At 63.1% G+C, this 25,080-nt stretch carries 26 protein-coding genes; 20 read left to right on the forward strand and 6 right to left on the reverse strand.

Annotated features, from left to right (window positions below; genetic code table 11):
- Nucleotides 1-25 precede the first annotated feature (25 nt).
- The gene (gene folK, locus NUH88_RS01735) at nt 26-523 is read right to left on the reverse strand and encodes a 2-amino-4-hydroxy-6-hydroxymethyldihydropteridine diphosphokinase (protein ID WP_257769588.1); all 498 of its coding nucleotides are present in this window, start codon (nt 521-523) and stop codon (nt 26-28) included.
- 204 nt (nt 524-727) lie between these two features.
- Between folK and NUH88_RS01740 the strand changes: the two genes are divergently transcribed.
- Both NUH88_RS01740 and NUH88_RS01745 read left to right on the forward strand, forming a co-directional pair.
- On the forward strand, nt 728-1,372 hold the full coding sequence (locus NUH88_RS01740) for a LabA-like NYN domain-containing protein (RefSeq protein WP_257769589.1): 645 nt from the start codon (nt 728-730) through the stop codon (nt 1,370-1,372).
- A gap of 22 nt (nt 1,373-1,394) precedes the next feature.
- Complete coding sequence (locus NUH88_RS01745) at nt 1,395-2,039, forward strand: uracil-DNA glycosylase (protein WP_257769590.1); 645 nt, start codon at nt 1,395-1,397, stop codon at nt 2,037-2,039.
- Between the two features lie 9 nt (nt 2,040-2,048).
- Here NUH88_RS01745 and smpB read toward each other — a convergent pair whose 3' ends face one another.
- Nucleotides 2,049-2,519 (reverse strand): SsrA-binding protein SmpB, encoded by a 471-nt coding sequence (smpB, locus tag NUH88_RS01750; protein ID WP_257769591.1) that lies wholly within the window; start codon nt 2,517-2,519, stop codon nt 2,049-2,051.
- 43 nt (nt 2,520-2,562) lie between these two features.
- On the reverse strand, nt 2,563-3,438 hold the full coding sequence (dapA, locus tag NUH88_RS01755; RefSeq protein WP_257769592.1) for a 4-hydroxy-tetrahydrodipicolinate synthase: 876 nt from the start codon (nt 3,436-3,438) through the stop codon (nt 2,563-2,565).
- 319 nt (nt 3,439-3,757) lie between these two features.
- Here dapA and NUH88_RS01760 point away from each other — a divergent pair, with 319 nt between their 5' ends.
- From NUH88_RS01760 to NUH88_RS01770, 3 genes are all read left to right on the forward strand, one after another.
- Complete coding sequence (locus tag NUH88_RS01760; RefSeq protein ID WP_257769593.1) at nt 3,758-5,887, forward strand: lytic transglycosylase domain-containing protein; 2,130 nt, start codon at nt 3,758-3,760, stop codon at nt 5,885-5,887.
- 6 nt (nt 5,888-5,893) lie between these two features.
- Nucleotides 5,894-6,598 (forward strand): haloacid dehalogenase type II, encoded by a 705-nt coding sequence (locus tag NUH88_RS01765; protein ID WP_257769594.1) that lies wholly within the window; start codon nt 5,894-5,896, stop codon nt 6,596-6,598.
- 104 nt (nt 6,599-6,702) lie between these two features.
- Nucleotides 6,703-7,707, forward strand: a complete 1,005-nt coding sequence (locus tag NUH88_RS01770) for a threonine ammonia-lyase (protein WP_257769596.1) — start codon at nt 6,703-6,705, stop codon at nt 7,705-7,707.
- 33 nt (nt 7,708-7,740) lie between these two features.
- Here the strand turns inward: NUH88_RS01770 and NUH88_RS01775 are convergent, their stop codons facing one another.
- Entirely contained in the window at nt 7,741-8,244 is a 504-nt protein-coding gene (locus NUH88_RS01775; RefSeq protein WP_257769597.1) for a bactofilin family protein, read from the reverse strand.
- The gene (locus NUH88_RS01780) at nt 8,225-9,691 is read right to left on the reverse strand and encodes a M23 family metallopeptidase (RefSeq protein WP_257769599.1); all 1,467 of its coding nucleotides are present in this window, start codon (nt 9,689-9,691) and stop codon (nt 8,225-8,227) included. The genes NUH88_RS01775 and NUH88_RS01780 overlap by 20 nt, the downstream gene beginning before the upstream one ends.
- Before the next feature lie 186 nt (nt 9,692-9,877).
- Here NUH88_RS01780 and NUH88_RS01785 point away from each other — a divergent pair, with 186 nt between their 5' ends.
- The 13 genes from NUH88_RS01785 to NUH88_RS01845 all read left to right on the forward strand — a co-directional run bounded on the left by NUH88_RS01785 (nt 9,878) and on the right by NUH88_RS01845 (nt 22,969).
- On the forward strand, nt 9,878-10,504 hold the full coding sequence (locus NUH88_RS01785; protein ID WP_257769601.1) for a hypothetical protein: 627 nt from the start codon (nt 9,878-9,880) through the stop codon (nt 10,502-10,504).
- A 120-nt stretch (nt 10,505-10,624) separates the two neighbouring features.
- A complete protein-coding gene (locus tag NUH88_RS01790; RefSeq protein ID WP_257769602.1) occupies nt 10,625-11,881 on the forward strand; it encodes a sarcosine oxidase subunit beta family protein in 1,257 nt (418 codons plus the stop codon).
- A 12-nt stretch (nt 11,882-11,893) separates the two neighbouring features.
- Nucleotides 11,894-12,184: a sarcosine oxidase subunit delta gene (locus tag NUH88_RS01795; protein ID WP_257769603.1), complete on the forward strand. Its 291-nt coding sequence runs from the start codon at nt 11,894-11,896 to the stop codon at nt 12,182-12,184.
- Nucleotides 12,181-15,213 (forward strand): sarcosine oxidase subunit alpha family protein, encoded by a 3,033-nt coding sequence (locus tag NUH88_RS01800; RefSeq protein WP_257769604.1) that lies wholly within the window; start codon nt 12,181-12,183, stop codon nt 15,211-15,213. The genes NUH88_RS01795 and NUH88_RS01800 overlap by 4 nt, the downstream gene beginning before the upstream one ends.
- Nucleotides 15,206-15,814: a sarcosine oxidase subunit gamma gene (locus NUH88_RS01805; protein ID WP_257769605.1), complete on the forward strand. Its 609-nt coding sequence runs from the start codon at nt 15,206-15,208 to the stop codon at nt 15,812-15,814. Before NUH88_RS01800 ends, NUH88_RS01805 begins: the two co-directional genes overlap by 8 nt.
- A gap of 30 nt (nt 15,815-15,844) precedes the next feature.
- Nucleotides 15,845-16,459: a LysE family translocator gene (locus tag NUH88_RS01810; RefSeq protein WP_257769606.1), complete on the forward strand. Its 615-nt coding sequence runs from the start codon at nt 15,845-15,847 to the stop codon at nt 16,457-16,459.
- 4 nt (nt 16,460-16,463) lie between these two features.
- The gene (locus NUH88_RS01815; RefSeq protein ID WP_257769607.1) at nt 16,464-16,958 is read left to right on the forward strand and encodes an acyl-CoA thioesterase; all 495 of its coding nucleotides are present in this window, start codon (nt 16,464-16,466) and stop codon (nt 16,956-16,958) included.
- A 188-nt stretch (nt 16,959-17,146) separates the two neighbouring features.
- Nucleotides 17,147-18,754, forward strand: a complete 1,608-nt coding sequence (locus NUH88_RS01820) for an ABC transporter substrate-binding protein (protein ID WP_257769608.1) — start codon at nt 17,147-17,149, stop codon at nt 18,752-18,754.
- A gap of 21 nt (nt 18,755-18,775) precedes the next feature.
- A complete protein-coding gene (locus NUH88_RS01825) occupies nt 18,776-19,837 on the forward strand; it encodes an ABC transporter permease (protein WP_257769609.1) in 1,062 nt (353 codons plus the stop codon).
- Between the two features lie 13 nt (nt 19,838-19,850).
- Complete coding sequence (gene nikC / locus NUH88_RS01830; protein ID WP_257769610.1) at nt 19,851-20,780, forward strand: nickel transporter permease; 930 nt, start codon at nt 19,851-19,853, stop codon at nt 20,778-20,780.
- Complete coding sequence (locus NUH88_RS01835) at nt 20,777-21,640, forward strand: ABC transporter ATP-binding protein (RefSeq protein ID WP_257769611.1); 864 nt, start codon at nt 20,777-20,779, stop codon at nt 21,638-21,640. The genes nikC and NUH88_RS01835 overlap by 4 nt, the downstream gene beginning before the upstream one ends.
- Nucleotides 21,624-22,433, forward strand: coding sequence for an ABC transporter ATP-binding protein (locus NUH88_RS01840; protein WP_257769612.1), 810 nt, complete (start codon nt 21,624-21,626; stop codon nt 22,431-22,433). The genes NUH88_RS01835 and NUH88_RS01840 overlap by 17 nt, the downstream gene beginning before the upstream one ends.
- 47 nt (nt 22,434-22,480) lie before the next feature.
- Nucleotides 22,481-22,969 (forward strand): protein-tyrosine phosphatase family protein, encoded by a 489-nt coding sequence (locus tag NUH88_RS01845; protein ID WP_257769613.1) that lies wholly within the window; start codon nt 22,481-22,483, stop codon nt 22,967-22,969.
- Between the two features lie 5 nt (nt 22,970-22,974).
- On the opposite strand, the gene NUH88_RS01850 is transcribed toward NUH88_RS01845, so the two are convergent.
- Nucleotides 22,975-23,328: a RidA family protein gene (locus NUH88_RS01850; protein WP_257769614.1), complete on the reverse strand. Its 354-nt coding sequence runs from the start codon at nt 23,326-23,328 to the stop codon at nt 22,975-22,977.
- A gap of 207 nt (nt 23,329-23,535) precedes the next feature.
- On the opposite strand from NUH88_RS01850, the gene NUH88_RS01855 reads away from it, so the two are divergent.
- Nucleotides 23,536-24,570: a phosphotransferase family protein gene (locus NUH88_RS01855; RefSeq protein ID WP_257769616.1), complete on the forward strand. Its 1,035-nt coding sequence runs from the start codon at nt 23,536-23,538 to the stop codon at nt 24,568-24,570.
- Nucleotides 24,563-24,982, forward strand: coding sequence for a DUF6285 domain-containing protein (locus NUH88_RS01860; RefSeq protein WP_257769618.1), 420 nt, complete (start codon nt 24,563-24,565; stop codon nt 24,980-24,982). Before NUH88_RS01855 ends, NUH88_RS01860 begins: the two co-directional genes overlap by 8 nt.
- Nucleotides 24,983-25,080 lie beyond the last annotated feature (98 nt).

Raw genomic sequence — 25,080 nt, forward strand, 5'->3', positions numbered from 1 at the left:
TTAGGTCAGGATTTGCGCCCTTGTTTCACGATTTCAGTAGACGGATGACCTGATCCGGATCGAGGCCCGCGATCAGATCGTCGATATGCGTTCCTGTTCCCGGATGGATCCAGTCCGGCGCGAGATCCCGGAGCGGAAGGAGCACAAAAGCGCGCTCATGCATGCGCGGGTGCGGTAGGAGCGGCCCTCCGTCGAGGGCGTTTCGCTCGCCACGATAATCGACAATGTCCAGATCGATCACCCGCGCCGCATTCACCTCTGCCCTGACCCGGCCGAATTCCGCCTCTACACGGTGCATGGCCTCTAGGAGCCGGACGGCAGAGAGGTCGGTCTCGACGCGGAACACCGCATTGACGTACCAGGGTTGATCCGAAATCGGAACCGGAGCGCTTTCGTACCAGCGCGACACCGCGACGGATTTAACGCCGGCTTTCGCAAGCTCCTGCATGGCGGCTTCGAGAGTTGCACGGGGCGTGGAGAATTCCGGGCTCGGCAAGTTGGCGCCAACCCCCAAATAAATCATGGACACGGCTCGGACATCACATCTAGAAAAGGAGAAATCAGATCGAGTTTGCTACTTCGATATAGCCGATCCGGCCCAAGAGATAGAATTGCAATTTTTAAGAGCTTCATAAATTCAATTCCTCAACCGGACACTACTTGCGCCCGTTTGCGTCCACTGCTCTATTGCCAACGGGAGTCGCTTATAAATTAAAGGAAAATATTAATGCATTTTTACCCCCAAGAAAAAACAGGCCTTTTCATTGATGGCGCGAATCTGTATTCGGCAGCACGTTCCCTTGGGTTCGACATCGACTACCGAAAACTTCTCTCCGTTTTTGCGGACGAAAGCCATCTCATCAGAGCGTTCTATTACACCGCCTTGATCGAGAACGAGGAATATTCACCGATCCGGCCTCTGGTCGACTGGCTCGACTATAACGGCTACACCATGGTCACAAAGCCGACCAAGGAATATACAGACGCCTCTGGCCGCCGGAAGATTAAAGGCAACATGGACATCGAACTTGCCATTGATGTCCTCGAAATGGCCGAGCATCTCGACCATGTGGTGTTGTTCTCCGGCGACGGTGATTTCCGCCGGCTCGTCGAAGCGGTGCAGCGCAAGGGGGTGCGGGTGACCGTGGTCTCTACGGTGAAGTCACAGCCGCCGATGATCGCCGACGAATTGCGGCGCCAGGCGGATCACTTCCTTGAGCTGCAGGACTTCCAGGAAAAGATCGCGCGCAGCCATCAAGGCCGTCCGCAACGGCCGCAGCAGAGCCGTTTCGACGATGACGAGGAAGAATTCGAGGACGATTACGAGAATCTGGACGAAGCGGAAGTGACGCCGCGGCGCCCGAAATACTGATCCAGTCCAGATATCCATGATCATGCCGGTTCCCGCACTTGAAGAGCCGGGACGCGACTGCCCGCTCTGCCCCCGCCTCGTCGCGTTCCGCGACGCCAACAGGGAGAAATTTCCGGATTGGCATAACGGTCCGGTGGTTTCCTTCGGACCGAAGGCGGCAGCTTTCCTGATCGTCGGCCTGGCGCCGGGCCTTCGCGGCGCCAACCGGACCGCGCGACCATTTACCGGCGATTATGCGGGCGACCTGCTCTACCAGACGCTCGGCCGGTTCGGCTTTACCAGCGGCAGCTACGATCGCGAGGGAGACGACGACCTCGCACTCGTCGATTGCCGCATCACCAACGCCGTCCGCTGCGTGCCGCCGGAAAACAAGCCGGTCGGCGCCGAGGTCAAAGCCTGCGCGCCTTTTCTCCAAATGGAGCTGGCCGGTTCACGCCGGGTCGTCCTGGCGCTCGGCGGTCTGGCCCACGGCGCGATTCTCTCGGCGCTCGGCATCCCGAAGAACCGCTTCAAGTTCGGGCACAATGCGGTGCATGAACCCGGCGCCGGTTTTACGCTGGTGAATTCCTACCACTGCTCGCGCTACAACACGAACACGGGCAAGCTCACCGAAGAGATGTTCGAGGATGTTTTCCGGACCGTGCGCGGTCTTGTCGACGGGAAATAAAGCCCGGCCTTAGCCTTTGTCGCGGATCAGGCGGGCCTTCTCTCGCTGCCAATCGCGCTTCTTCTCGGTATCGCGCTTGTCCCGCTGCTTCTTTCCCTTGGCAATGCCGAGCGCGAGCTTGGCGATGCCCCGCCGGTTGAAATAGAGCTGCAGTGGCACGAGGGTCGCACCCTCGCGCTGGATCAGGCCAAGCAGCTTGTCCCTCTCCTTCTTGTGCACCAGAAGACGCCGCGGCCGGCGCGGTTCGTGGTTGAACGGTTCGGCCGCGGGATATTCCGGGATATGCGCATTGAAGAGGGTCAGCTCGCCTCGGTCCTGACCCGCATAGGACTCGCCGATGCTCGCCTTGCCGTCGCGCAGGCTTTTCACCTCGGAGCCGGTCAACACAAGACCGGCTTCGAGTGTGTCCTCGATAAAGTAATCGTGCCGCGCACGACGGTTCTTGGCGATCACGTGGTCGCCTGATTTCTGTCCCGCCATGGGAAGAGTTCCTTCAACCGCCGGGCCGGCCCCGGCCCGCTGATCAGTTCAGCAGACCGGCATGCCGGAGGGCGGATTCCACTTTCTGTTTGCTGCTGTCGGCAATCTCGCAGATCGGCAGACGCGCGGTCGCCTCGCAGATGCCGAGCAGGCTGGCTGCATATTTCACCGGTCCCGGGCTGCTCTCGCAGAAGAGGGCCTGATGCAGCGGGTAGAGCCGGTCGTTGATGGTCATGACCGTATCCAGATCGCCGGAGCGCCAGGCACGATGCATTTCCGAAAGCGGCCCCGGCGCCACATTGGCGGTCACCGAAATGCAACCGTGTCCGCCCTGCGAAAGGTACGGCACGACCGTCCCGTCCTCGCCTGAGAGCTGACAGAAGTCCGGTCCGATCGCGAGCCTTGTCTCGATGGGGCGCGTGGCGCTTGCCGTCGCGTCCTTGACCCCGACGATATTCGGGATCTCGGAAAGCCGCTTCATGGTATCGACCGACATGTCGATCACGCTGCGAGGCGGGATATTGTAGATCAGGATCGGAATATCAACCGCATCCGCGATCGCCTTGAAATGGCGATACATGCCTTCCTGAGTCGGCTTGTTGTAATAGGGCGTCACGATCAGCGCGGCGTCGGCACCGGCTTCCTTGGCATGCTGCGTCAGCTCGATCGCCTCTTCGGTCGAATTCGAGCCGGTACCGGCGATCACCGGCACGCGACCGGCCGCCTGATCGATGCAGATCTCGACCACCTGCTTGTGCTCTTCATGGCTGAGCGTCGGAGACTCACCCGTCGTCCCGGTCGGGATCAGACCGTCCGTACCCTGCTCGATCTGCCAGTCGACAAATTTTCGGAACGCGGCCTCGTCGACCGCGCCGTTTTTGAACGGCGTGATCAATGCTACCAAGGATCCCTTAAACATCGGATTTCCAGCATTGTAGGCCACGACTCGTCTCCTGCCGATTGGCAATGGTTAGAAAGACCGGGACCATACGCCCCGCACCGCAGAGGGACAAGAATAAGCATCAGCGTTACGGCAGATTTCCGTTGCGTAGGGCCTTGCAGCCTTGCACGGGTTGGGCTCGATCTGACCGTCCCCGCTCTTGCCCATAGCGCGCGGTGACTTAGCGTGGCGCCTATTTTCTGCTATTATATGGATGGCACATGGAATCCTGCGGTCTCTTAGAAGCACGGGTCGGACATGCACGCCTCAGGCGCCGACGGGGGAGTAGACACTGCGAATGCTGTTCCGATATGGACCGAATCCGTGGGCCATTGTTGCCGTCGGCGGTTTCCTGCTGAGCGGCCTCTTCGCCTCTCTACCGCAGGTGAGCTTCGCGACCACTCCGGTTCCCGAAATCCGGCCCGGCAGCCCCGACGTCGAAAGACCGCCTTTACCGATGCCGCGACCGGGCGACCTGCTGGTTCCGAAGAACAGTTCGACCGTCTACCGGCGGGCCTTTTCCTTCGCGGAAAATGGCAAATGGTCTGCAATCAACAAGCTTGAGCGGCAGCCTAAAAGACCGGAACTGGAGAAGGTGCTTCTCTGGCTCCGTCTCAAGGATCCGCGGGCCGGCTCCGGCTTCGACGAACTCTCGACGTTCCTGCGCGCGAATCCCGCTTGGCCCGGCCGGCGCCGCCTGATCGAGCTGGCGGAGCTTCGCATGCCCGAAGATCTGCCGGCGGCAGCCCAGAAAGCGTGGTTCGCGGAGATAGCGCCGCGCTCGGCCGCGGGGCGGCTGAAATACCTGCGCAGCCTCGAAGGCGGCTCCGACCCGGCACCTCTGGCCGAAGCCGCGCGGGCCTATTGGCACGAAACGCCGTTCGGCCTCTCCGACCACCGCGCCTTTCTCAAACGCTACCGGACCTTGCTCCGGACCGAGGACCACTGGATCCGGCTCGACCGCATGCTGTGGAAGGGTTACCTCTCCTCGGCGCGGCGGGTAATGCCTCTGGTTGAGCGGGACAGACAGAAACTTGCCCTGGCCCGCATGACACTGCGTACCCAGTCTCCGGGCGTCGACGGCGCCATCAACCGGGTGCCGGACGCGCTGCGCTCCGATCCTGGCCTGCAATATGAAAGATTGCGCTGGCGGCACCGCAAGGGCCGCAAAGACTCCGCGCTGGAATTGCTCTGGTCGGTTCCGGCCGGACAGGATTTCGCCGATCTCTGGTGGCGCGAACGGGCGCGCCAGATTCGTTACGCGCTCGACGACAACCGCACCGAGGATGCCTATCTGCTGTCAGCGGCGCATATCCAGCAAGACGGCTATACCTTTGCCGAGGCCGAGTGGCATGCGGGCTGGATCGCACTGCGGTTTGCCGACAAACCGACCGAAGCGCTCGCAGCCTTTACGCGCCTCTATGATGGTGTCAGCACGTCGATAAGTCTCGCCCGAGCGGCTTACTGGGCGGGACGTGCCGCCGAGGAACTGGAGGATACGGATAAGGCTCGACACTGGTACAAACGCGCCGCCGACAACCCGGCGACCTTCTACGGCCAACTTGCCCAGGCACGGCTCAGCACGGATGCTTTCCGCTTGCCGCGCGAACCGAGGCCGACTCGGGATGCACGCAACCAGTTCCGCGACAGCGAACTGGTCAGGACCGCATCCGCTCTCAGCCGCCTCGGAGAAGATGAGCTCGCGCGCGATTTCGTCCTGCACCTCTCCTATCTCGCCGACGACGGTCCGGAGGCGGTACTCGTCGCCAGACTGGCGCGCGAGCTCGGGTATCTGGACCTCGCAGTCCGCGCCGCGCGCAATGCGGCGCGAAAGGGCATCGTACTGGCCGAAACCGGCTATCCGACCCGCTATGCGACCGAGCACGGCCCGCTGGAGCCTGCCCTGATGCTGGCAATCATCCGCCAGGAGAGCGGCTTCGATGCGGAAGCCAAGAGCCGCGCTGGGGCACGGGGCCTGATGCAGCTGATGCCCGCGACCGCACGCCAGGTCTCCAAGACCGTGAAACAGCGCTACTCACAGCGCCGTCTCACCGACGATCCCTACTTCAACATCACCCTTGGCCGCGCCTATCTTTCCGGGCTGATCGATCGCTTCGAGGGGAGCTATGTGCTCGCGATCGCCGCCTACAATGCGGGTCCCGGCAATGTCGACCGCTGGCTCCGGGAGCGCGGCGACCCGCGCAGCGGCGAGGTCGACGTGATCGACTGGATCGAGCGCATTCCGTTCGGCGAGACTCGCAACTATGTCCAGCGCGTGCTCGAGGGCCTGATCGTTTATCGCGACCGGCTCGGCCGTCACAGTCCCGTGATTTCCTGGGATAAGGTCTCCCCCCGCGACGTCTGGTGCGTTACCGCTTGTGGAATCCTAATAGACGCGCATCAAGCGTCAGCACCACTTGGGGAGTGACACCGCATGCCTGCTCATCCGTCCTTCGCAGGCATCCAGGCCTGCGTCTTCGATGCCTATGGAACCCTGTTCGACGTCCATTCCGCCGTCGCCCAGTGCCGAGGCATGTTTCCGGATCCCGACGCCCAGGCGGACAAGACGTCCGATATGTGGCGCACCAAGCAGCTGCAATACACTTGGCTGAGAGGGCTGCAGAATCGGCATGCCGAATTCTGGCAAGTTACCGGAGACGCGCTCGATTTTTCTCTTGAGTCCGTCCTCGGCAATCTCGGACCGGCCGGGCTGCGGGACGCTCTGATGGACAGCTACCTCACTCTCCATGCCTATCCGGAAGTGCTCGGCGTTCTGAAGTCCCTGAAAGAACGGGGCCTGAAGACCGCTATCCTCTCGAACGGCTCGCCCATGATGCTGGAGAAGGTCTGCGAGACCTCGGGCGTCGGCGCGCTGATGGATGCGGTTCTCTCGGTCGAGGAGGTCGGCATCTACAAGCCCCATCCTTCCGTCTACCAGCTCGCCGTCGACCGGCTCGGCGTGCATGCGGATCATATCTCGTTCCAGAGTTCCAATGCCTGGGATGCGACCGCCGCATCCGCCTTCGGCTTCAAGGTGGCCTGGTGCAACCGTTTCGGTCAGGCGCGGGAGCGTCTGCCGGGCGAACCGAACGCCGAAATCAAGAGCCTCGCCGAATTACCGCCGCTGCTCGGCGATTGACTCCATGACAATCCCGGCGTTGCGCGACTGAGCGGGCGCTCCTATCGTTCTGGGGGCCTGCCATTCGGGTGGGGCATCCCATTTCAATCAGGAGACCGCTTGCCATGAACGAGCTTTCAGCACCGCTTACCGCGCCCGCATTCGCCGATGTGGAAGCTGCCGCCAAGCGTCTGGAAGGCAAGGCCGTCCGCACGCCGCTGCTCGAAGCCCCTCTGCTGAACGCAAAGCTGAATGCTCGCCTGCTGGTCAAACCCGAATGCCTGCAGCGCACCGGCTCGTTCAAATATCGCGGCGCCGTCAACCGGCTCTCCCTCATCCCGGAGGCCGACCGCGCTAGGGGCGTGCTCGCCTACTCCTCCGGCAACCATGCCCAAGGCGTCGCCTATGCGGCGAGCGAGCTCGGCATCAAGGCCAGCATCATCATGCCGAAGGATGCTCCGGAACTGAAGATCGGCAATACCCGCGCCTATGGCGCCGAGGTCATTCTCTATGACCGCTATTCCGAGAACCGGGAAGAAATCGGTCAGCGGATCGCCGCCGAGACCGGCGCGACGCTGGTCCGCCCCTATGACGATCCGGGCATCATCGCGGGCCAGGGCACGATCGGGCTCGAAATTGCAGCTCAGGCCGCGGAGATCGGCGCGAAACTGGATGCCGTTATCGTCTGCTGCGGCGGCGGCGGACTTGTTTCCGGCGTCGCCCTCGCCCTCGACGGCGCCGCGCCGGGTGTCCCGGTCTATTCCGCCGAGCCGGAGAATTTCGACGACATGGCGCGCTCGCTCGCCAGCGGCAAGCACGAGCGCAACGATCCCGACGCCCGCTCGATCTGCGATGCGATTGTGACGCCGACACCCGGGCAGATCACTTTCGGAATCAGCAAGAAGCTGCTCGCCGGCGGCCTCGCCGTCTCTGACGGCGAAGCGCTGGACGCAATGGCAGCGGCCTTCCGCTACCTGAAGATCGTGGTCGAGCCGGGCGGCGCCGTAGCGCTCGCAGCCGCGCTCAGCGGCAAGCTCGATATCGAAGGAAAGACGGTCGCCGTGGTCTGTTCCGGCGGCAATGCGGACGCGGAAATGTTCACCCGCGCCCTATCCCGTCAGCAGGACTGACGGGAAATCCGTTTCGGAGATCGCGCCCCGGCCTCAGGCCAGAGCGCGGCTTCCTTCTTCCTTGGCGGCCTGATCGCCTGAAGCCGGCTTCGGGGCACCAACAAGCGCCGCCGGCGCCAGCTCCGGCTTCGCGCCGATCCGCTCCAGCGCCTTCTTTTCGCCCGGCTTGTCTTCCGGGAAATGACGGCAATTGCCTTCGAAGAAAGCACCTGGCTCGATCGTCAGGCGTTCCTGAACGACATCTGCGATGACCCGCGCCGTCTTGTTCAGGGTGACGTGCCGAGCCTTGACCTGACCGGTCACCGCACCGGCGATGATGATCGCCTCGGCCTCGATCGAGCCCCGAACCACCGCAGTCGCGCTGATCGTCAGCTTCTTGCTGGTAATGTCGCCCTCGACAGTCCCGTCGACCTGCATGTCACCGTCACTGACGAGGTTCCCGTTCACAACGAGATCGGCACTCAGAATGGAAGGCGCAGCCTGCTTCTGTGGCGCCTGCTGCGGTCCACGACCGCCACTATCCTTTTTTGAAAACATATCGTCCCGCCTTCAGAAAATTTCGCGGATTCAAAGGTCTGTTCTTGTAACGCACCTCATAGTGCAAATGCGGCGCCGTACTCCGGCCCGAATTGCCCATGCGTCCGATAACTTCACCAAGGCCAATCTCTTGGCCAACCTTGACCTCGATCTTGCTCAGGTGAGCGTAGCGCGTCGTGATGTTGTTGCCATGATCGATTTCCACGATGCGTCCATAAAACCGCTCTCTCTGAGCGCGAATGACCTTGCCCGGCGCCGCTGACATCACTTCCTGCTTGCGCGGACCCGACATATCGAGACCGGCATGCATCGCCCAACGCCCGTTAATCGGATCTTTCCGGCGTCCGAACCCGCTGGTGAAGTAATAGTCCTTCATCGGCGCAATCAGCGGCACCGAAAGATAGACATCGCGGAGCTGCTCCCAGCGCGAAAGCCTCAGCTCAAGTTGCGCCTCCGGAGAGTCCGCCTCCGAACGCTCCGGCTGCAGCTCCGGGTGATACGGAATGAACGGGCCGCCCTGCCCCATGATCATGCCTTCGGGCATCGGCGCGATCCGCTCGAGATCGAGCCCGGTCCGGCGCAGCACCGCCTCGACGGCGTGAATGTTATTCAGCGCCCGGTCCGAAATCAGCTCCAGGCGGCGCTGATGCTCCGAGTCGATATCGGCAAGCCGCGCCTCAAGAGAGGAAATCCGTGCCCGCAGCGCGTCGTTCTCGGACGCCCCCGAACTCCTCTCGAGCATCACCGTCCGCAGGTCGGAACGCATTCGGGCGATCGTGTCCGTCAGTTGCTCGCGCTGAGCCTCCGATTCGGCCAGTTCGTTGTTGAGGCGCCAGAGCCGGCCGTCGAGCTTTTCCCGTTCGGCCGCGATCTCGTTCTTCTCCGCCTCGAGGGTCACGAGGTGGGTACGCAAATTGCTGATATGAGTCTCAAGCCCGTTATTCTTCGCCGTCATGCGGCGCAGTTCGCGGCCGAGCAGGCTGAACTGGTCGTTCAGCGCCTTACGGCCCGCATTGATACGGTCGCGCTCCACCTGCGTGTATTTCAAGCGCGACTCGGTCGAGGTCAAATCGCTCCGGAGGCCTTCATTCTGATCGAAAAGGCGCTGCAGCTGAGCCTGGGTTTCCTTGAGATCACGCGTGATCGCGACGACAGAAAGCTGATAGTCGGAAACCTGGTCGAGAAGCTGGCGGTAAGAATCCTGGCTGCGCTGGATCGCGACGTCTTTGCCCTGCAGCAGCTCGTCCTGCATATAGACACCGACCGACGCGAAGCCAAGCCACCCGGCGAGCATCATCCAGGCGGCGACGACGCCAAGCTGGAACCGAGTACTCAGGGTGAAATAGCGGATACGGGAATCCGAACGCAGAATTACCTCGCGTTCGCGAAAAATATGACCAATCCAGGCTGTTATGGTGCTTGCAAGCGAAGTGCTGCGCGTTTCCATACGCTAAGAGCCTTGTAGATTCCTTCGACATCCCCACGCGAAGAGTACCTGCCGGGACCTCGCAAAGCAAGCCGGGGAACATGGCGTTATAGTGTCCGGAAGTTGCCGCGGAAAAGGCGAAAGCTTCGCCTTAAGACCTTGCGAATTTATGCCAATCCGACCCGAAAACGGGATAAAATCGCCCACATGAACCGAACCCAGTGGGAAGCAGATCAGATCCGCGGCGTTGCCATGGCACTACGCCACTGGTTCGATGTCGCCGATACCGAAGAGCGGATGCGCGAAGTCGGCATTCGCCCCGGCCGGCAGAACAAAAAGTCTCCGCCCGACAAACGGCTCCAGCCATTCGCCCTGACCGCGCTGCCGCCGCAGATCGTGCGTCTGAAACCGGACGCGCCGGTGACAACCCTGCATCTGCTTCAAACTGTCTATGACGACGGAGAACTACATGCTGACCCCTGGCGCTGGTGGTTTGCCTGGATCGCAATCGAGATGATCTCCCGTCTCGGCCCTGATCCGAGCGGCCGCCAGGTCAAGGACTTCATCCGCAAGGACGAGAGCCTCACTCATGTTCGCCAGACCGCCGCCCGCTGGCTTGCAAGCAGCGATGCCCGTATCGAACAGGTGAACCGGGATTACCGCTCCATTCTGAAACGCGCTGTCGAAGAACTTGACGAACCGTCCGACGAAGACGGCTTGATTCAGCGTCTAGGTCAGCCCTTGTTTGTTTTCATCGAGGCCATGGCAAGCGAAGCCGGGCGAATCTCTTCCGGCATTACAGAACAGCTCGCCGAACGGGTCGAACGGAGCTAATCCGCCGGCCAATGGCGCAAATCGGCGAGTGCGGGTCGCAAACTTGCTTTTCCAATGGGTCCACCCGGTGCTAGGGCTATCAGGGTCACATCCGATCCAGCCGACAAGGCAACCCATCACATGTCTGAATATTCCGTCTTCAGCCTCGTCCGGAACGCGCTGACGGGGCACAAACAATGGCAACGCGCCTGGCGCGACCCGGAGCCGAAACCAAGCTACGACGTGATCATCGTCGGCGGCGGCGGCCACGGCCTCGCAACCGCGTTCTATCTCGCCAAGGTCCATGGCATCCGTAATGTCGCGGTACTCGAAAAAGGCTGGCTCGGCGGCGGCAATACGGGGCGCAACACGACGATCGTGCGCTCCAACTACATGCTCGACGACAACGCGCATTTCTACGAGAAATCGCTGAAGCTCTGGGAGCAACTAAGCCACGAGCTTAATTTCAACGTCATGTTCAGCCAGCGCGGCGTGCTCAACCTCGCCCATTCGGACGGGCAGATGGACCGCTACGCCCGGCGCGGCAATTCCATGCGGCTGAACGGGATCGACGCGGAACTTCTGGACCGCAAGCAGGTCATGAAGATGGTGCCGCATCTCGATTTCTCCGACGAGGCACGCTTTCCAATCTATGGCGGACTGCTGCAGCCGCGCGGCGGCACGGCGCGGCACGACGCGGTCGCCTGGGGTCTCGCCCGCGGCGCCGACCGGCTCGGCGTCGATATCATCCAGAATTGCGAGGTCACCGGCTTCAAGCGGAGCGGCGACCGGATCGAGGCCGTGGAAACAAGCCGCGGCACGATCGGCTGCGGCAAGGTCGGTTTCGCGGTTGCAGGCAATACCGGATATCTCGCCTCCAAGCTCGGTCTGAAGCTCCCGATCGAAAGCCACGTGTTGCAAGCCTTTGTCTCCGAGCCGCTGAAGCCGTTCTTCGACCATGTGGTGACCTTCGGCGCCGAGCATTTCTATCTCAGCCAGTCCGACAAGGGCGGCCTCGTCTTCGGCGGCGATCTCGACATGTACAACTCCTATGCCCAACGCGGAAACATGCCGACCATCGATCACGTGATGCGGGCCGGTGTCGCCATGGTCCCTGCGGTCTCGCGGCTGCGGCTTCTGCGCCACTGGGGCGGCGTCATGGACATGTCGATGGACGGAAGCCCGATCATCGGCAAGTCGCCGATCGACAATCTCTACCTCAATTGCGGCTGGTGCTATGGCGGCTTCAAGGCGACGCCGGGTTCCGGCTGGGTCTTTGCCCACACCATAGCCGAAGACGAGCCGCACCCGATCAATGCCGGCCTCCGGCTCGACCGGTTCGAGCGCGGTCACATCATCGACGAAGAAGCGACCGGCCCCGTGCCGGGCCATCACTAGGAGGCACCGGCCATGCTCTATATCGAATGCCCCTATTGCGGCTCCCGGGCACACGAGGAATTCACCTATATCGGCGATGCGACGAAGAAACGCCCCGACGGCGCGGAGAAGAACGACCCGGCCTGGGTCGACTATGTCTACACCCGCGACAACCCGCGCGGCCCGCACCTCGAACTCTGGCACCATTCGCTCGGGTGCCGGGAAGTGGTGAAGGTACTGCGCAATACGCTCACTCACGAGATTCTGGCCACGGGACGGCCCGGAGACGAGATCGCGGCTCCCGAGGCGGAGGCCGGACAATGATGCGCGGCAAGGAACAGCAGCCGTTCCGGATATCCTCCGGCGGCGAGGTCGAGCGCACGCGGCCGCTCAAATTCAGCTTCGACGGCAAGAGCTACACCGGCTACCAGGGCGACACCCTCGCATCCGCCTTGCTCGCGAACGGGGTCCGGCTGGTCGGGCGCAGCTTCAAATATCACCGCCCGCGCGGGATCTATTCCGCCGGCCCGGAAGAGCCGAACGCGCTGGTGCATCTGCGCTCCGGAGGACGGCAGGAGCCGAACACAAGGGCGACGCAGATCGAATTGTTCGCCGGACTTGAGGCGAAGAGCCAGAACCGCTGGCCGAATCTCAGGTTCGACCTGATGGGTGTGAATGAGCTCGCCTCGCGCTTCCTCGTCGCGGGCTTCTACTACAAGACCTTCATGGGCCTGCCGGGCTGGCATTTCTACGAACATTTCATCCGCAAGGCGGCCGGGATGGGCGCTGCGGAGCACATCCCGGATCCCGATACCTACGACAACATGCATGGCCATGCCGACATCGTCGTGATCGGTGCAGGGCCGGCCGGACTTGCCGCCGCGCGCCAGGCGGGCGAGAGCGGCGCGCGGGTCTTCCTGATCGACGAGAACGACCGCCCCGGCGGGCGGCTCCGGGCCGAGCGGGAGACCGTCGACGGGCGCCCCGCGATGGATTGGGCGGATGAGACTGTGGCCGCGCTGGAGTCCATGGAGAATGTCACGCTCCTCACCCGCACCACCGCCTTCGGCTATTACGACGGCGACACGATCGGCGCGGTCGAGCGGATCTCGGACCATCTGCTCGCGCCCGCGCCACACACGGTGCGCCAGCGGCGCTGGCTGATCCATGCTAAGAAGGTGCTGCTCGCCACCGGCGCGACCGAACGACCGCTCGTCTTCGACGGCAACGACCGCCCCGGCATCATGCTCGCCGGCGCGGCACGGACCTATGCGAACAGGTTCGCGGTTCAGGCCGGAAAGCAGGCGGTCATTTTCGCCAACAGCGACGACGGTTACCGGACGGCGCTCGATCTCGCCAATGCCGGCATCGAAGTGCGCGGCGTGATCGATCCGCGCAAGGGCGGCCAGAGCGCGCTGAAGAGCATGGTTACCGACCGCGGCATCGACATCCTCGAGGGCGCCGCGGTCGTCCGCACCCACGGCTATCTCGGTCTCGCCGGTGTCGATATCGCCGATCTCGACGCGCTCCGCTCCGGCGCGATGCCGGAGATCCGCAACATCCCGTGCGACTTGCTCGCGGTCGGCGGCGGTTGGAGCCCGAACGTCCATCTGCACAGCCACCAGAGCGGCAAGCCGGTCTATGATCCGGGCATCGCCGCCTTCGTGCCGGGTGCCTCGCGGATGAACGACCGCTCCATCGGCGCCGCACGCGGACGCTTCGGGCTCGGTGCCTGTCTCGCTGACGGTTTCGAAGCGGGACGGGAGGCGGCGGAAGAGCTTGGTTTTGCCGTCGGTGTCGCGCCCGGAACACCGAAGACCGAAGAGCCGGCGCAGGGACCGTTCATGACCCTCTGGGAGGTCCCCGCCCTGCCCGGCCGCAAAGGCCGGAGCTTCGTCGACCTGCAGGACGATGTCGCGGCTTCCGATGTCGAGCTTGCGGAACGCGAGGGCTATGTCTCGGTCGAGCATCTGAAGCGCTACACCACGCTCGGCATGGGAACGGATCAGGGCAAGACCTCCAACATCAACGGCCACGCGCTGCTTGCGGAGGCCCGCGGCGTCGATATCGCCGCGGTCGGTACGACAACCTTCCGTCCGCCCTACACCCCGGTCGCGATCGGCGCCTTCGCCGGACGCGAGCGTGGCCGCCACGCCCACCCGGTCCGGCGAACGCCGATGCATGACTGGCACCTGGAGAACGGCGCCCAGATGATCGAGGCCGGGCTCTGGATGCGGCCGCAATACTACCTGCAGGACGGCGAGACGGCCTCCCGCGCCGCTATGGACAAGGCGATCACCCGGGAGACGCTCGCGGTGCGCAACGCCGCCGGTATCTCGGACGTTTCCACGCTCGGGAAGATCGATATCCAGGGCACGGACGCGGCCGAGTTCCTGAACCGGATCTATATCAACGGCTGGAAGACGCTCCCGGTCGGCAAGGCGCGCTACGGCGTCATGCTGCGCGAGGACGGGGTGGCGCTCGACGACGGCACCACCTCCCGGATCGGCGAGAACCACTATTTCATGACCACCACCACCGCCGAGGCCGGTCCGGTGATGCAGCATCTGGAGCTGCATCTCCAGGTCCATTGGCCGGATCTCGACGTGAAGGTGTCTTCGGTCACCGACGCCTGGGCGGCGATGGCGATCGCCGGGCCGAACAGCCGCGCGGTCCTCTCGGCGCTGTTCCCGGAGACAGATTTCTCGAATGATGCCTTCCCTTTCATGGGTGTCCGAGATGCCAGCCTCGGCGGAATCCCGGCGCGGATATTCCGCATCAGTTTCTCCGGCGAGATGGCCTACGAAATCGCCGTGCCTGCGGATTACGGCCGGACCGCATGGGAACGCTGTATCGAGGCGGGCGCGGGTCACGGCCTCCTGCCCTACGGCATGGAGGCGCTGGGCATCCTGCGCATCGAGAAAGGCCATGTGACCGTGAGCGAGGTGGATGGGCGCCATACAGCCACCGATCTCGGTTTCGGCAAGATGATGAGCTCGAAGAAGCGCTTCGTCGGCGACGCGCTGGCCACCCGGGAATGCATGGCCGATCCGTCGCGCCCGCGCCTGGTCGGACTGACGCCGGTCGACGGCAAGACCAAGATCCGCGCCGGCTCCGTGCTGGTGGCCGATCCGAAAACGCCGCCGCCCGTCCCCAAACTCGGACATGTGAGTTCGACGGCCTATCTCAGCCCCAATCTCGGCGTGCCGCTATCCCTCGGCATGCTGAAGAACGGGCCGGAGCGCATCGGCGAAACCGTCTGGGCGGTCTTCCCGCTTCGCAACGAGGCCGTCGAGTGCCGGATCACGTCCCCGGTTGTCTATGACGAGGAAGGAGCACGGCTCCATGGCTGATCTTGCAACCGCGACGCGCCGCTCGGCGCTCTCCGGCATCCTCGTTCCCGGCGATTTCGGCGCCACACCGTTCAGCGGCCCCGGCATCCAGCTCAGCGAACGCGGGCCGCTCTCTATCGTACAGATCGAGACCGGCGCCGACACCGTCTCCGACCTCGTTGCGGCGACCGAGACTGCGGTCGGCGTCGCACCCTCTGCCGCGCCGAACGTTGCGAGCGGAACGGGCACACCCCGGATCCTCGGCACAGGAACGGGCCGCTGGGTCGTCTCCGAACCCGAAACCCGCGATCTCCACGCCCATCTCCGTGCATCCCTGCCGCCAGGCGCGGCGGTCACCGATCTCGGCCATGCCCGTACGGTTCTTCGCCTGACCGGGCTCCATGCGCGCGACCTGCTCGCAAAAGGCACCGGCATCGACCTGCACCCGTCGGCCTTCCCGGCCGACAGGAGCCGGATGACGGGACTGTTCCATACGTCCGTACTGATCGACTGCCGCAGCGCGGCGCCGGTCTACGACATCTATGTCCACCGCTCCTACGCCGTGCATCTTTTCGAGATGCTGCTCGACGGCGCTCTCGAATATGGCTGCCGGGTCGGCTAGGCTGAAGGCATAACAGGAAGGAACCCGGTCATGCTCGACCAGATTCTTGTCATTCTCGGCATCACGACGCTGATCATGATCAGTCCAGGGCCCGACATGGTGATCGTCATGCGCAACACCATCATCGGCGGACGCGCGGCGGGACTGAAATCCTCCCTCGGCGTGCTGGCCGGGAATATGGTGCACATCACCTATTGCGCCATCGGGATCGGCATCCTGATTTCCCAGAGCATTCTCGCCTTCAATATCCTGAAATATGCCGGCGCGGCCTATCTGATCTATCTCGGCGTGATGAGCTTCTTCGCAGGAGACACCAAGCTCTCCGCAAAGGACCTGGACCGCTCGAACGTCAGCCAGCGCTGGTTCCTGCAGGGGTTCCTCAACAACATCCTGAACCCGAAGGGAACGCTGTTCTATCTCGGCGTCTTCACCATGGTGATCACGCCGGAGACCGCGACCGGCACGACGCTGCTGCTCGTCGCCATCATGATGGCGGTCAGCGCCGTCTTCTGGCTCTTCTTCGTCTACACCCTCGACAGCAACCACGTTCGGCGCGTGCTGGAACGGGGTCAGAAGCTGGTCAACCGGATCTTCGGCGGGCTGCTGATCTTCCTCGGCATCCGCGTCGCCTTCCTGGAGCGCTGAGCGTATGAGCAGCGGCCTTGGCGGGCATGGCAGCCTCTCCGATTACGCCGTTACAGACGAACTCCGCGCACGGTTTCACATCCCCGAGGAATGGCGCTTCGCGATCCCGAAACTGGTCGAATGGCGGGATTGCGACGGCTTCGCCCATGTGAACCACACCGCCTATTTCTCCTGGTACGAGAGCCTCAGGAACATCTATTTCGAGGTCCTCGGCCATCCACGGCATGCCATGAACGTGCCCGGACTGGTGATGAAGCATCTCGAGTCCGACTATATCCGCGGGCTTTCCTATCACGTGCCGATCTGCGTCACCGGGCGTACCGTCTCGATGCGCAATACCAGCATGGTCATGGAATACGCGACCTGGGACGAACAGGGATGCTGCAACTGGTCGACCCAGCTCTTCGTCATGATCGTCAATTCGACCGGCCAGAAAGCACCTATTTCAGACGATCTTCGGGCTGCGATCATCGATCTGGACCATCCGGAACAGAGCTGACGCGGCTCCCGGCGGTACGATCCCGCGCAGCCCCAAAATCCTTCAGTCTCGCATCTGTAATAATTCCTCTCCATCGACGCCAACAAGTATTTGAGATCGCCCCCGGCTGGGATTAGGGTTCGTTAACCCGATCCCATCCGGATCGTGGAAAAGCACCAAAGCTTTGGCAAAAAATTGTGAGGCTTCACATGAACGCACTGGCAAAGAGCTTTGCCGTCGCGGCCCTCGCCGCATCCGTGGCGCTCCCCCTCTCCGGCGGGCAGACCCACGCGGCAACCCCGGCGGATACGCTCGTCATCGCAAACCGCATCGACGACATCGTCTCGCTCGACCCCGCTGAGATCTTCGAATTCGCGGGCGGCGATCTCGCCAACAATGTCTACGACACGCTCGTCACCTTCGAGCCGTCGAACCTGTCCGGCGGCTACATCCCCGGCCTGGCGGAAAGCTGGACCGTCAGCGCGGACGGCAAGACCTTCACCTTCAAGATGCGCCCGGGCGTCACGTTCCATTCCGGCAATCCGGTGACGGCGAACGACGCGGCGTTCTCCCTGCAGCGTGCGGTCCTTCTGAACAAGACACCGTCCTTCATCCTGACTCAGTTCGGTTTCACCGCCGATAATGTGAAAGAGAAGATCAAGGCGACCGACGACATGACCCTGGTCATCGAGACGGACAAGAAATACGCCGAGTCCTTCGTCCTGAACTGCCTCAGCGCCACAATCGGCAGCATCGTCGACATGAAACTGGCGATGGAGCATGAAGCCGGCGGCGACATGGGCTACGAGTGGCTCAAGACCCATTCCGCAGGCTCAGGCGCTTACTCTCTCCGCGGCTGGAAACCGAACGAGAACTATGTTCTCCAGGTGAACGAGAACTACTGGCGCGGTACGCCGGCCATGAAGCGCGTGTTCATGCGCCACATCCCGGAATCCGCCACCCAGCGCCTGCTGCTGGAGAAAGGCGACGTGGATGTCGCCCGCAACCTCTCACCCGACGATATCGCCGGCATCTCCGGTAACGGCGAGGTCAAGGTCGAAGAGGATCTGCGCGGTCGGATCATGTACTTCTCGCTGAATCAGGAAATCCCGACGCTGGCGAAGCCGAAGGTTCAGGAAGCCTTCAAGTATCTGGTCGATTACGAAGGCATGGCGAACAGCTTCCTGCGCGGTCAGTACACCGTGCATCAGGCGTTTTTGCCGCTGACCTATCTCGGCGAACTCAAGGACAAACCCTACAAGCTCGACGTCGCGAAAGCGAAAGCCCTTCTGGCGGAAGCCGGTGAAGCCGATGGGTTCGAGGTGAAGATCTTCGTCCGCAACGCCCAGGAACGTCTGGAAATCGCCCAATCGCTGCAGAATATCTGGGCCCAGGCCGGTATAAAGGCCACGCTCGAAGTCGCCACCGGCAAGCAGACCCTCGGTGTCTACCGCGCGCGCAAGCACGAGATCTATCTCGGCGCCTGGGGCCCGGACTATCCGGACCCGCACACCAATGCCGACACCTTCGCGCATAACCCGGACAACGCGTTCGAAGCGAAAAACACCGGCAAGCTCGCCTGGCGGAACGCCTGGGATATCCCGGCGATGACAAAGGAAACCGAAGCCGCGGTGCAGGAAAGCGACCGCGACACCCGGGCCGAGATGTATCGCAAGATCCAGAAGGATCACCAGATGACGAGCCCGTTTGTCGTCATGCTGCAGAAAATCGAGCAGACCGGCTTGCGCAAAAATATCTCCGGCTTCTATACCGGCAGCGCCGTGAGTTCCGTCTACTACTGGACGGTGAAGAAATAACCTTCGGGAAAAAGCTGCCGAATGGCACTCAACACATCTGACATCGCAGGGAGAGGGGCACTGTCCCTCTCCCCGCGTTTCTTGCGGGCCGTCATCCGAACCGCGATCACTGTGGCCGTCACCTTCGTCGGGCTCCTCTTCGTCACGTTCATCATCGGCCGTGTCATGCCGATCGACCCGGTTCTTGCCGTGGTCGGCGACAAGGCGAGCGAGGAGATCTATCAGGCCGCGCGCAAGGCGATGGGTCTGGACCAGCCCCTCTATGTCCAGTTCCTCTATTATTTGCGGGACGTCTTCCAGGGCGATCTCGGGATGTCTCTACTGACTTCCCGTCCGGTTTCCGAAGACATCGCCCGTGTCTTTCCGGCGACCCTCGAGCTGGCCACGATCGCAACCCTGTTCGGCGTCGTTTTCGGCATTCCGATGGGGGTCGTCGCGGCCGTCAACCAGGGCCGTTGGCCGGATCAGCTGGTCCGTGTCCTCGGTCTCTTCGGCTATTCCATGCCGGTATTCTGGCTCGGCCTGATCGGCCTACTGGTCTTCTATGGCGTGCTCGGCTGGGTCGGCGGACCGGGCCGGCTCGATATCTTTTATGAGGACATGATCCCGAGCGTGACCGGCGTAATCCTGATCGACAGCCTGATCGCGGGCGATTTCGAGATCTTCTCGAATGCGCTCTCGCACATCATTCTGCCCGCCTCGGTCCTCGGTTACTACTCGATCGCCTATATCAGCCGCATGACCCGCAGCTTCATGCTGGAGCAGCTGAGCCAGGAATACATCACCACCGCCCGCGTAAAAGGCATTTCGGAGACGCAGGTGATCTGGCGCCACGCCCTCGGCAACGTGATGGTCCCGCTGATCACCGTGATCGCGCTCTCCTATGCCCAGCTTCTCGAGGGCTCGGTGCTGACCGAGACCGTCTTCGCCTGGCCCGGTCTCGGTTTCTACATCACCACCGCCCTGCTTTCCGCCGACATGAACGCGGTGCTCGGCGGCACCATCGTGGTCGGCGCCGTTTTCGTCGGCCTCAATCTTCTCTCCGACCTGCTCTACCGGCTCGTCGATCCGCGCGCCCGCTAGCAGGACTTCGAACATGACCGCAGAAGCAGCTCCCTCTTCCGTACCCGGGCTCAAGGCCTGGCTGACCACCGATACGCCGGAATCGCGCTGGCAGGCCCGGATGGTCCAGTTCTATCTCGGCTGGCTGTCGCTCTCGCGCAACCCGCTGGCCATGGTCGGATTGGGCATTCTCGTCGCCCTGATCCTGCTCTCGGCGCTGGCGCCCTGGATCGCGCCGCACGACCCGCTGGCGCAAAATCTCCAGAACCGCCTGCTGCCTCCCGGCAGCCCCGGACATTTATTCGGCACCGACGAACTCGGCCGCGACATCCTGAGCCGGATCATCCACGGCGCCAGCATTACGCTTTACATAGTGGCCCTGGTGGCGGCGACAGCACCGGTGCTCGGCCTCGTCATCGGCACGCTAGCCGGATACGCCGGCGGCTGGGTCGATACCGTGCTGATGCGTCTGACGGATATCTTCCTCGCCTTCCCGCGCCTCGTGCTTGCGCTCGCCTTCGTCGCCGCGCTCGGCCCCGGGATCGAGAACGCGGTGCTCGCCATCGCCATCACCTCCTGGCCGCCTTACGCACGCCTCGCCCGGGCCGAGACCCTGACGATCCGCAACCAGGACTTCATCAGCGCGATCCGTCTGCAGGGCGCCTCGCCCGCGCGCATCATCGCAGGTCACGTGGTGCCGCTCTGTCTCTCCTCGGTCATCGTCCGCGTCACCCTCGATATGGCCGGCATCATCCTGACCGCCGCCGGCCTCGGTTTCCTCGGCCTCGGCGCACAACCGCCGATCCCCGAATGGGGTGCGATGATCTCCGCCGGCCGGAAGTTTCTTCTCGACCAGTGGTGGGTCGCCACGATGCCGGGCCTCGCCATCTTCATCGTCAGCCTCGGCTTCAATCTGCTCGGCGACGGTCTGCGCGACATTCTCGATCCGAGGAGCGGCCAATGAGCGACCCGCTTCTGACGGTCGACGACCTTTCTGTCCGCTTCCACACCCGTACCGGCATTGTCGACGCGGTGCGCAATATCAGCTTCTCGGTCGGCCGGGAGAAGGTCGGAATCGTCGGCGAGTCCGGCTCCGGCAAGACCATGACCGGGCGCTCCGTCCTGCGCCTGATCCGCCCGCCGGGGGTCGTGACGGCGAAGCGGATGGAGTTCGACGGCAGGGACTTGCTGAAGCTCTCCGAGAAGGAGATGCGGCAGATCCGCGGCGACCGGATCTCCATGGTCATGCAGGATCCGAAGTATTCCCTGAACCCGGTGATGACCATCGGCGAGCAGATCGCCGAGGCTTACCGGGTGCACACCGGTGCTTCGAAACGCGAAGCCAAGGAGCGCGCACTGGAAATGCTCGCAGCGGTGAAGATCCGCGACCCGGAACGGGTCCTCGGACTCTATCCGCACGAGGTCTCCGGCGGCATGGGCCAGCGCATCATGATCGCAATGATGCTGATCCCCGATCCCGACCTGATGATCGCCGACGAGCCGACCTCGGCGCTCGATGTAACCGTGCAGATGCAGGTGCTGGCGATTATCGACGATCTCGTGACTCAGCGCGGCATGGGGCTGATGTTCGTCTCGCACGATCTCAATCTCGTCGCCTCTTTCTGCGACCGGGTGATCATCATGTATGCGGGCCAGATCGTTGAGACCTGCAAGGCGAGCGAGCTCGACCAGGCGAAACACCCCTATACCCGCGGGCTGCTGAACTCCCTGCCCCGGCTCGACCGCGAACCCGGCCCGCTCCCTATGCTGGAGCGACAGGAGAGCTGGAAGACGGAGCCCGGCGTCGATGCCTATTTCAAGTGAGAGCGGTCCGATGGCCCTGATCAGCATTACCGACCTCGATGTCCGCTTCGGCTCCGGCGACGAGACCGTGCATGCTGTCCGCGGCGCGTCCTTCACGGTCGCCGAGGGCGAGACCTTCGGGCTGGTCGGCGAGTCCGGCTCCGGCAAGTCCACCGTGCTGCGGGCCATGAGCGGGCTCAACCCGAACTGGACCGGCGAGATCGAGATCGGCGGCCAGAGGCTCGGCGCGGTGCGCGGAAAAACCTTCTACAAGAACGTCCAGATGGTCTTCCAGGATCCCTACGGCTCGCTGCATCCGCGCCATACCGTGGACCGGATCCTGAGCGAGCCCTGCCAGATCCATGGCATGACGGACATCGAGGAGCGAGTGCAGGATGTCCTCGTCGCCGTCGGTCTCGGTCCCACCTTCCGGTTCCGCTTCCCGCACCAGCTATCCGGCGGACAGCGCCAGCGTGTCGCCATTGCACGGGCCCTGATTCTGGAGCCGGAGATCATGCTCCTCGACGAGCCGACATCGGCGCTCGACGTTTCCGTGCAGGCCGAAATCCTGAACCTGCTTCAGAAGCTCAAAGAGGAGCGCGGCCTGACCTTTCTTCTGGTCAGCCACGATCTCGCCGTCATTTCCCATATGTGCGATGGGCTGGCAGTGATGAATGCGGGGCGGATTGTCGAGGAAATGAGTGTCGCCCAGCTCAGGGCGTCGGAGCCAAGGGAGGCCTATACCCGGCAGTTGCTACGCGCCAGCATGGGCTATGACCGCGAAGCTGCGGCGAACATGGAATCGTTCGATTGAACGATCCGTTCACCAAGCGTTTACAGATACGCGGCTAGCATACTCCGATGCGCAGCTACGCCCCTACAGATATCCCGGTCTCCTGGACCAACGGCGGTCATCTTTTCATCGGACCGATTCCGCCGGACGAGAACGCGATCCGCGAAATCGTGGAGAGCGGTTACGACACCGTCGTGACCCTGGCCACGGACACGGAGCTCGCCGAGCTCGGCTGTCCCGGCATGCAGGACGCCTTCCTGCGCCACGGCGTCAACTGGACCCATTTCCCGATCGCGGATTTCGACATCCCGGGCGAAGCCGAAACGAAGGCCTGGCGCTCTATCGAAACTCTGCTCGTTCAACGCCTGAAACACGGCGGCCGGATCATGATCCATTGCCGCGCCGGTTTCGGCCGCAGCGGCATGATCGCGGCGCGCCTGCTGATCGCCTGCGGCAGCGATCCCGACCTTGCCGTCGCGACCGTTCGCGCCGCCCGCCCGGGGGCGATCGAAACGCCGGCGCAGCTCGACTGGGCCAAGAGCGCCGGCGCCATCTGACGCGCTTAGAGTGCCGCGATCGCCATGATCTCGACGGTGAATTTCGGGCTGGCGAGACGCGGCGACTCGACACAGGCCCGGCACGGCGTGCTCCCCGGCACGACCCAGGCGTCCCAGACAGCATTCATTTCGGCGAAATCGTCCATCGAATTCAGCCAAATCGTGGCAGTGAGCAGCTTCGACTTGTCGGTGCCGGCTTCCGCAAGCAAGGCATCCAGAGCCGCCAGAATGTCTTTGGTCTGATCCGCGACGCTGGCGCCCGGCGCATTCTGGGCTACCTGACCCGCCGTGTAGACCGTGTCGCCATGGACGACCACCTGGCTCATCCGTTCACCCGTGCGATAGCGCGTGATTCCCATATCCTTCGCTCCTCAAGCGTTGAAAGAAGCCGCAGCATAGTGGCCGGGCGCACCCTGCGCATAGCGTCATCCGCCGATCTCACCCGTGCCACGGCGGGAACAGCGGAGGGAGACATTGGAGGATTGCAATGCCGGCCCCGACCCGGCTTAATCGGGCCGAAATAAGCGGGGACGGCCCCGCATGGGGAGCGAAAGATAAGCGGGAAAATGGAAGCGGACACGCGCACCGCGCTGGCCGATTGGCTGCGCGCCGAAACAGGCGCCGACATGCTCAAGATAGAAGGGGCGAAAATGCTCTCCGGCGGGGCGATCCAGGAGAATTGGTTGCTGGAGCTAACGGTCTCGGGCGGGCGGCTCGACGGCATGGAGCGTGCCGTGCTTCGCACCGACGCCGCTTCCGGCGTGGACGAGAGCCATGGACGGCCGGAGGAATTCCGGTTGCTCACCGCCGGGTTCGAAGCCGGCATGACCGTGCCCGAACCGCTTGTCCTGGAAGAGACCGGCGAGGTGACCGGCAAGCCATTCTATGTCATGCGAGCGGCCACTGGGACCGCGAACCCGCGCCACCTGACCCGAGACGCGGCGATGGACCCATTGCGCGGCGATTTGGCACGGCAGATCGGCCGCGAAATGGCGAGGCTCCATACCATTCGGGCTCCACGCCCCGAGCTCGCTTTTCTCGGCGCTCCGCCGGCGGATTCCGCTGCGGAACGGATCGCGGAACTGTACGGCTTTCTGGACAGCCTTCCGAAGGCCTATCCCGCGCTCGAATGGGGCCTGCGCTGGTTGGAACTGAACAAACCGGCGCCGGGAGCGCCCGCGCTCTGCCATCGCGATTTCCGCACCGGCAACTATATGGTTGCGGACGGCCACCTGACGGCCGTGCTCGACTGGGAGTTCGCCGGCTGGAGCGACCCGCTCGAGGATATCGGATGGTTCTGCGCCCGCTGCTGGCGCTTCGGCATGGACGACCGCGAGGCCGGAGGAATCGGCGCCCGGGCCGATCTCTATGCCGGCTACGAGGAGGCCGCCGGCGCGCCGCTCGACTGGGCTCAGGTCCCGTTCTGGGAGGTCCTCGCTACCGTACGCTGGGGCACCATCGCCTTGCTCCAGGGAGAGCGGCACAATTCCGGCGGCGAGCGCTCTATCGAACTCGCGCTCACCGGGCGCAAAGCGGCGGAGATGGAACTGGACGTGCTGCAGCAGGTCGCGGCGATTGAGTGGAGCAAATCGGATGCATGAGGCCCCGAGCCGTAAGGCGCTGATCGAAACAGCGCTGGAGTCCTTCCAGGCGGAGATCCTTCCCGATCTTGCCGGCGACCGGAAGTATCTCGGCCTGATGATCGCGAGCGCGCTCGCAATGGCCGTTCGTGAGCTTGAGACAGACGGGGACGGGTCGGCAGCCCGCCGGGTGCTCGACGCCTTCGCCGCGCTCTACGGCGAAGACAACGTCGCGCGTGCCGGAGCAGACATGGAAGCACGGATCGACGAACTTTGCCGCGATCTCTCCAGGGAACTCCGGGACGGCCTCTATGACGCTGATCTCACCGGTCCGGTAATTGAGGTCCTGACCGTCCTGACGGAAGAAAAACTGAAACTCTCGAACCCGAAATTCCTCGCCGCGCGCGAATACTCGCAGCCCACACCGAACTGAGTGATGCAAAAATCAGACTCAAAGCCAGATAAAAATTCGGATTAAGCAAACGCCATACATTTCTAATTTTATGACATTTTCCGTAATTTGATCCACCT

This window comes from Nisaea acidiphila (assembly GCF_024662015.1).
Taxonomy (GTDB): Bacteria; Pseudomonadota; Alphaproteobacteria; order Thalassobaculales; family Thalassobaculaceae; genus Nisaea; species Nisaea acidiphila.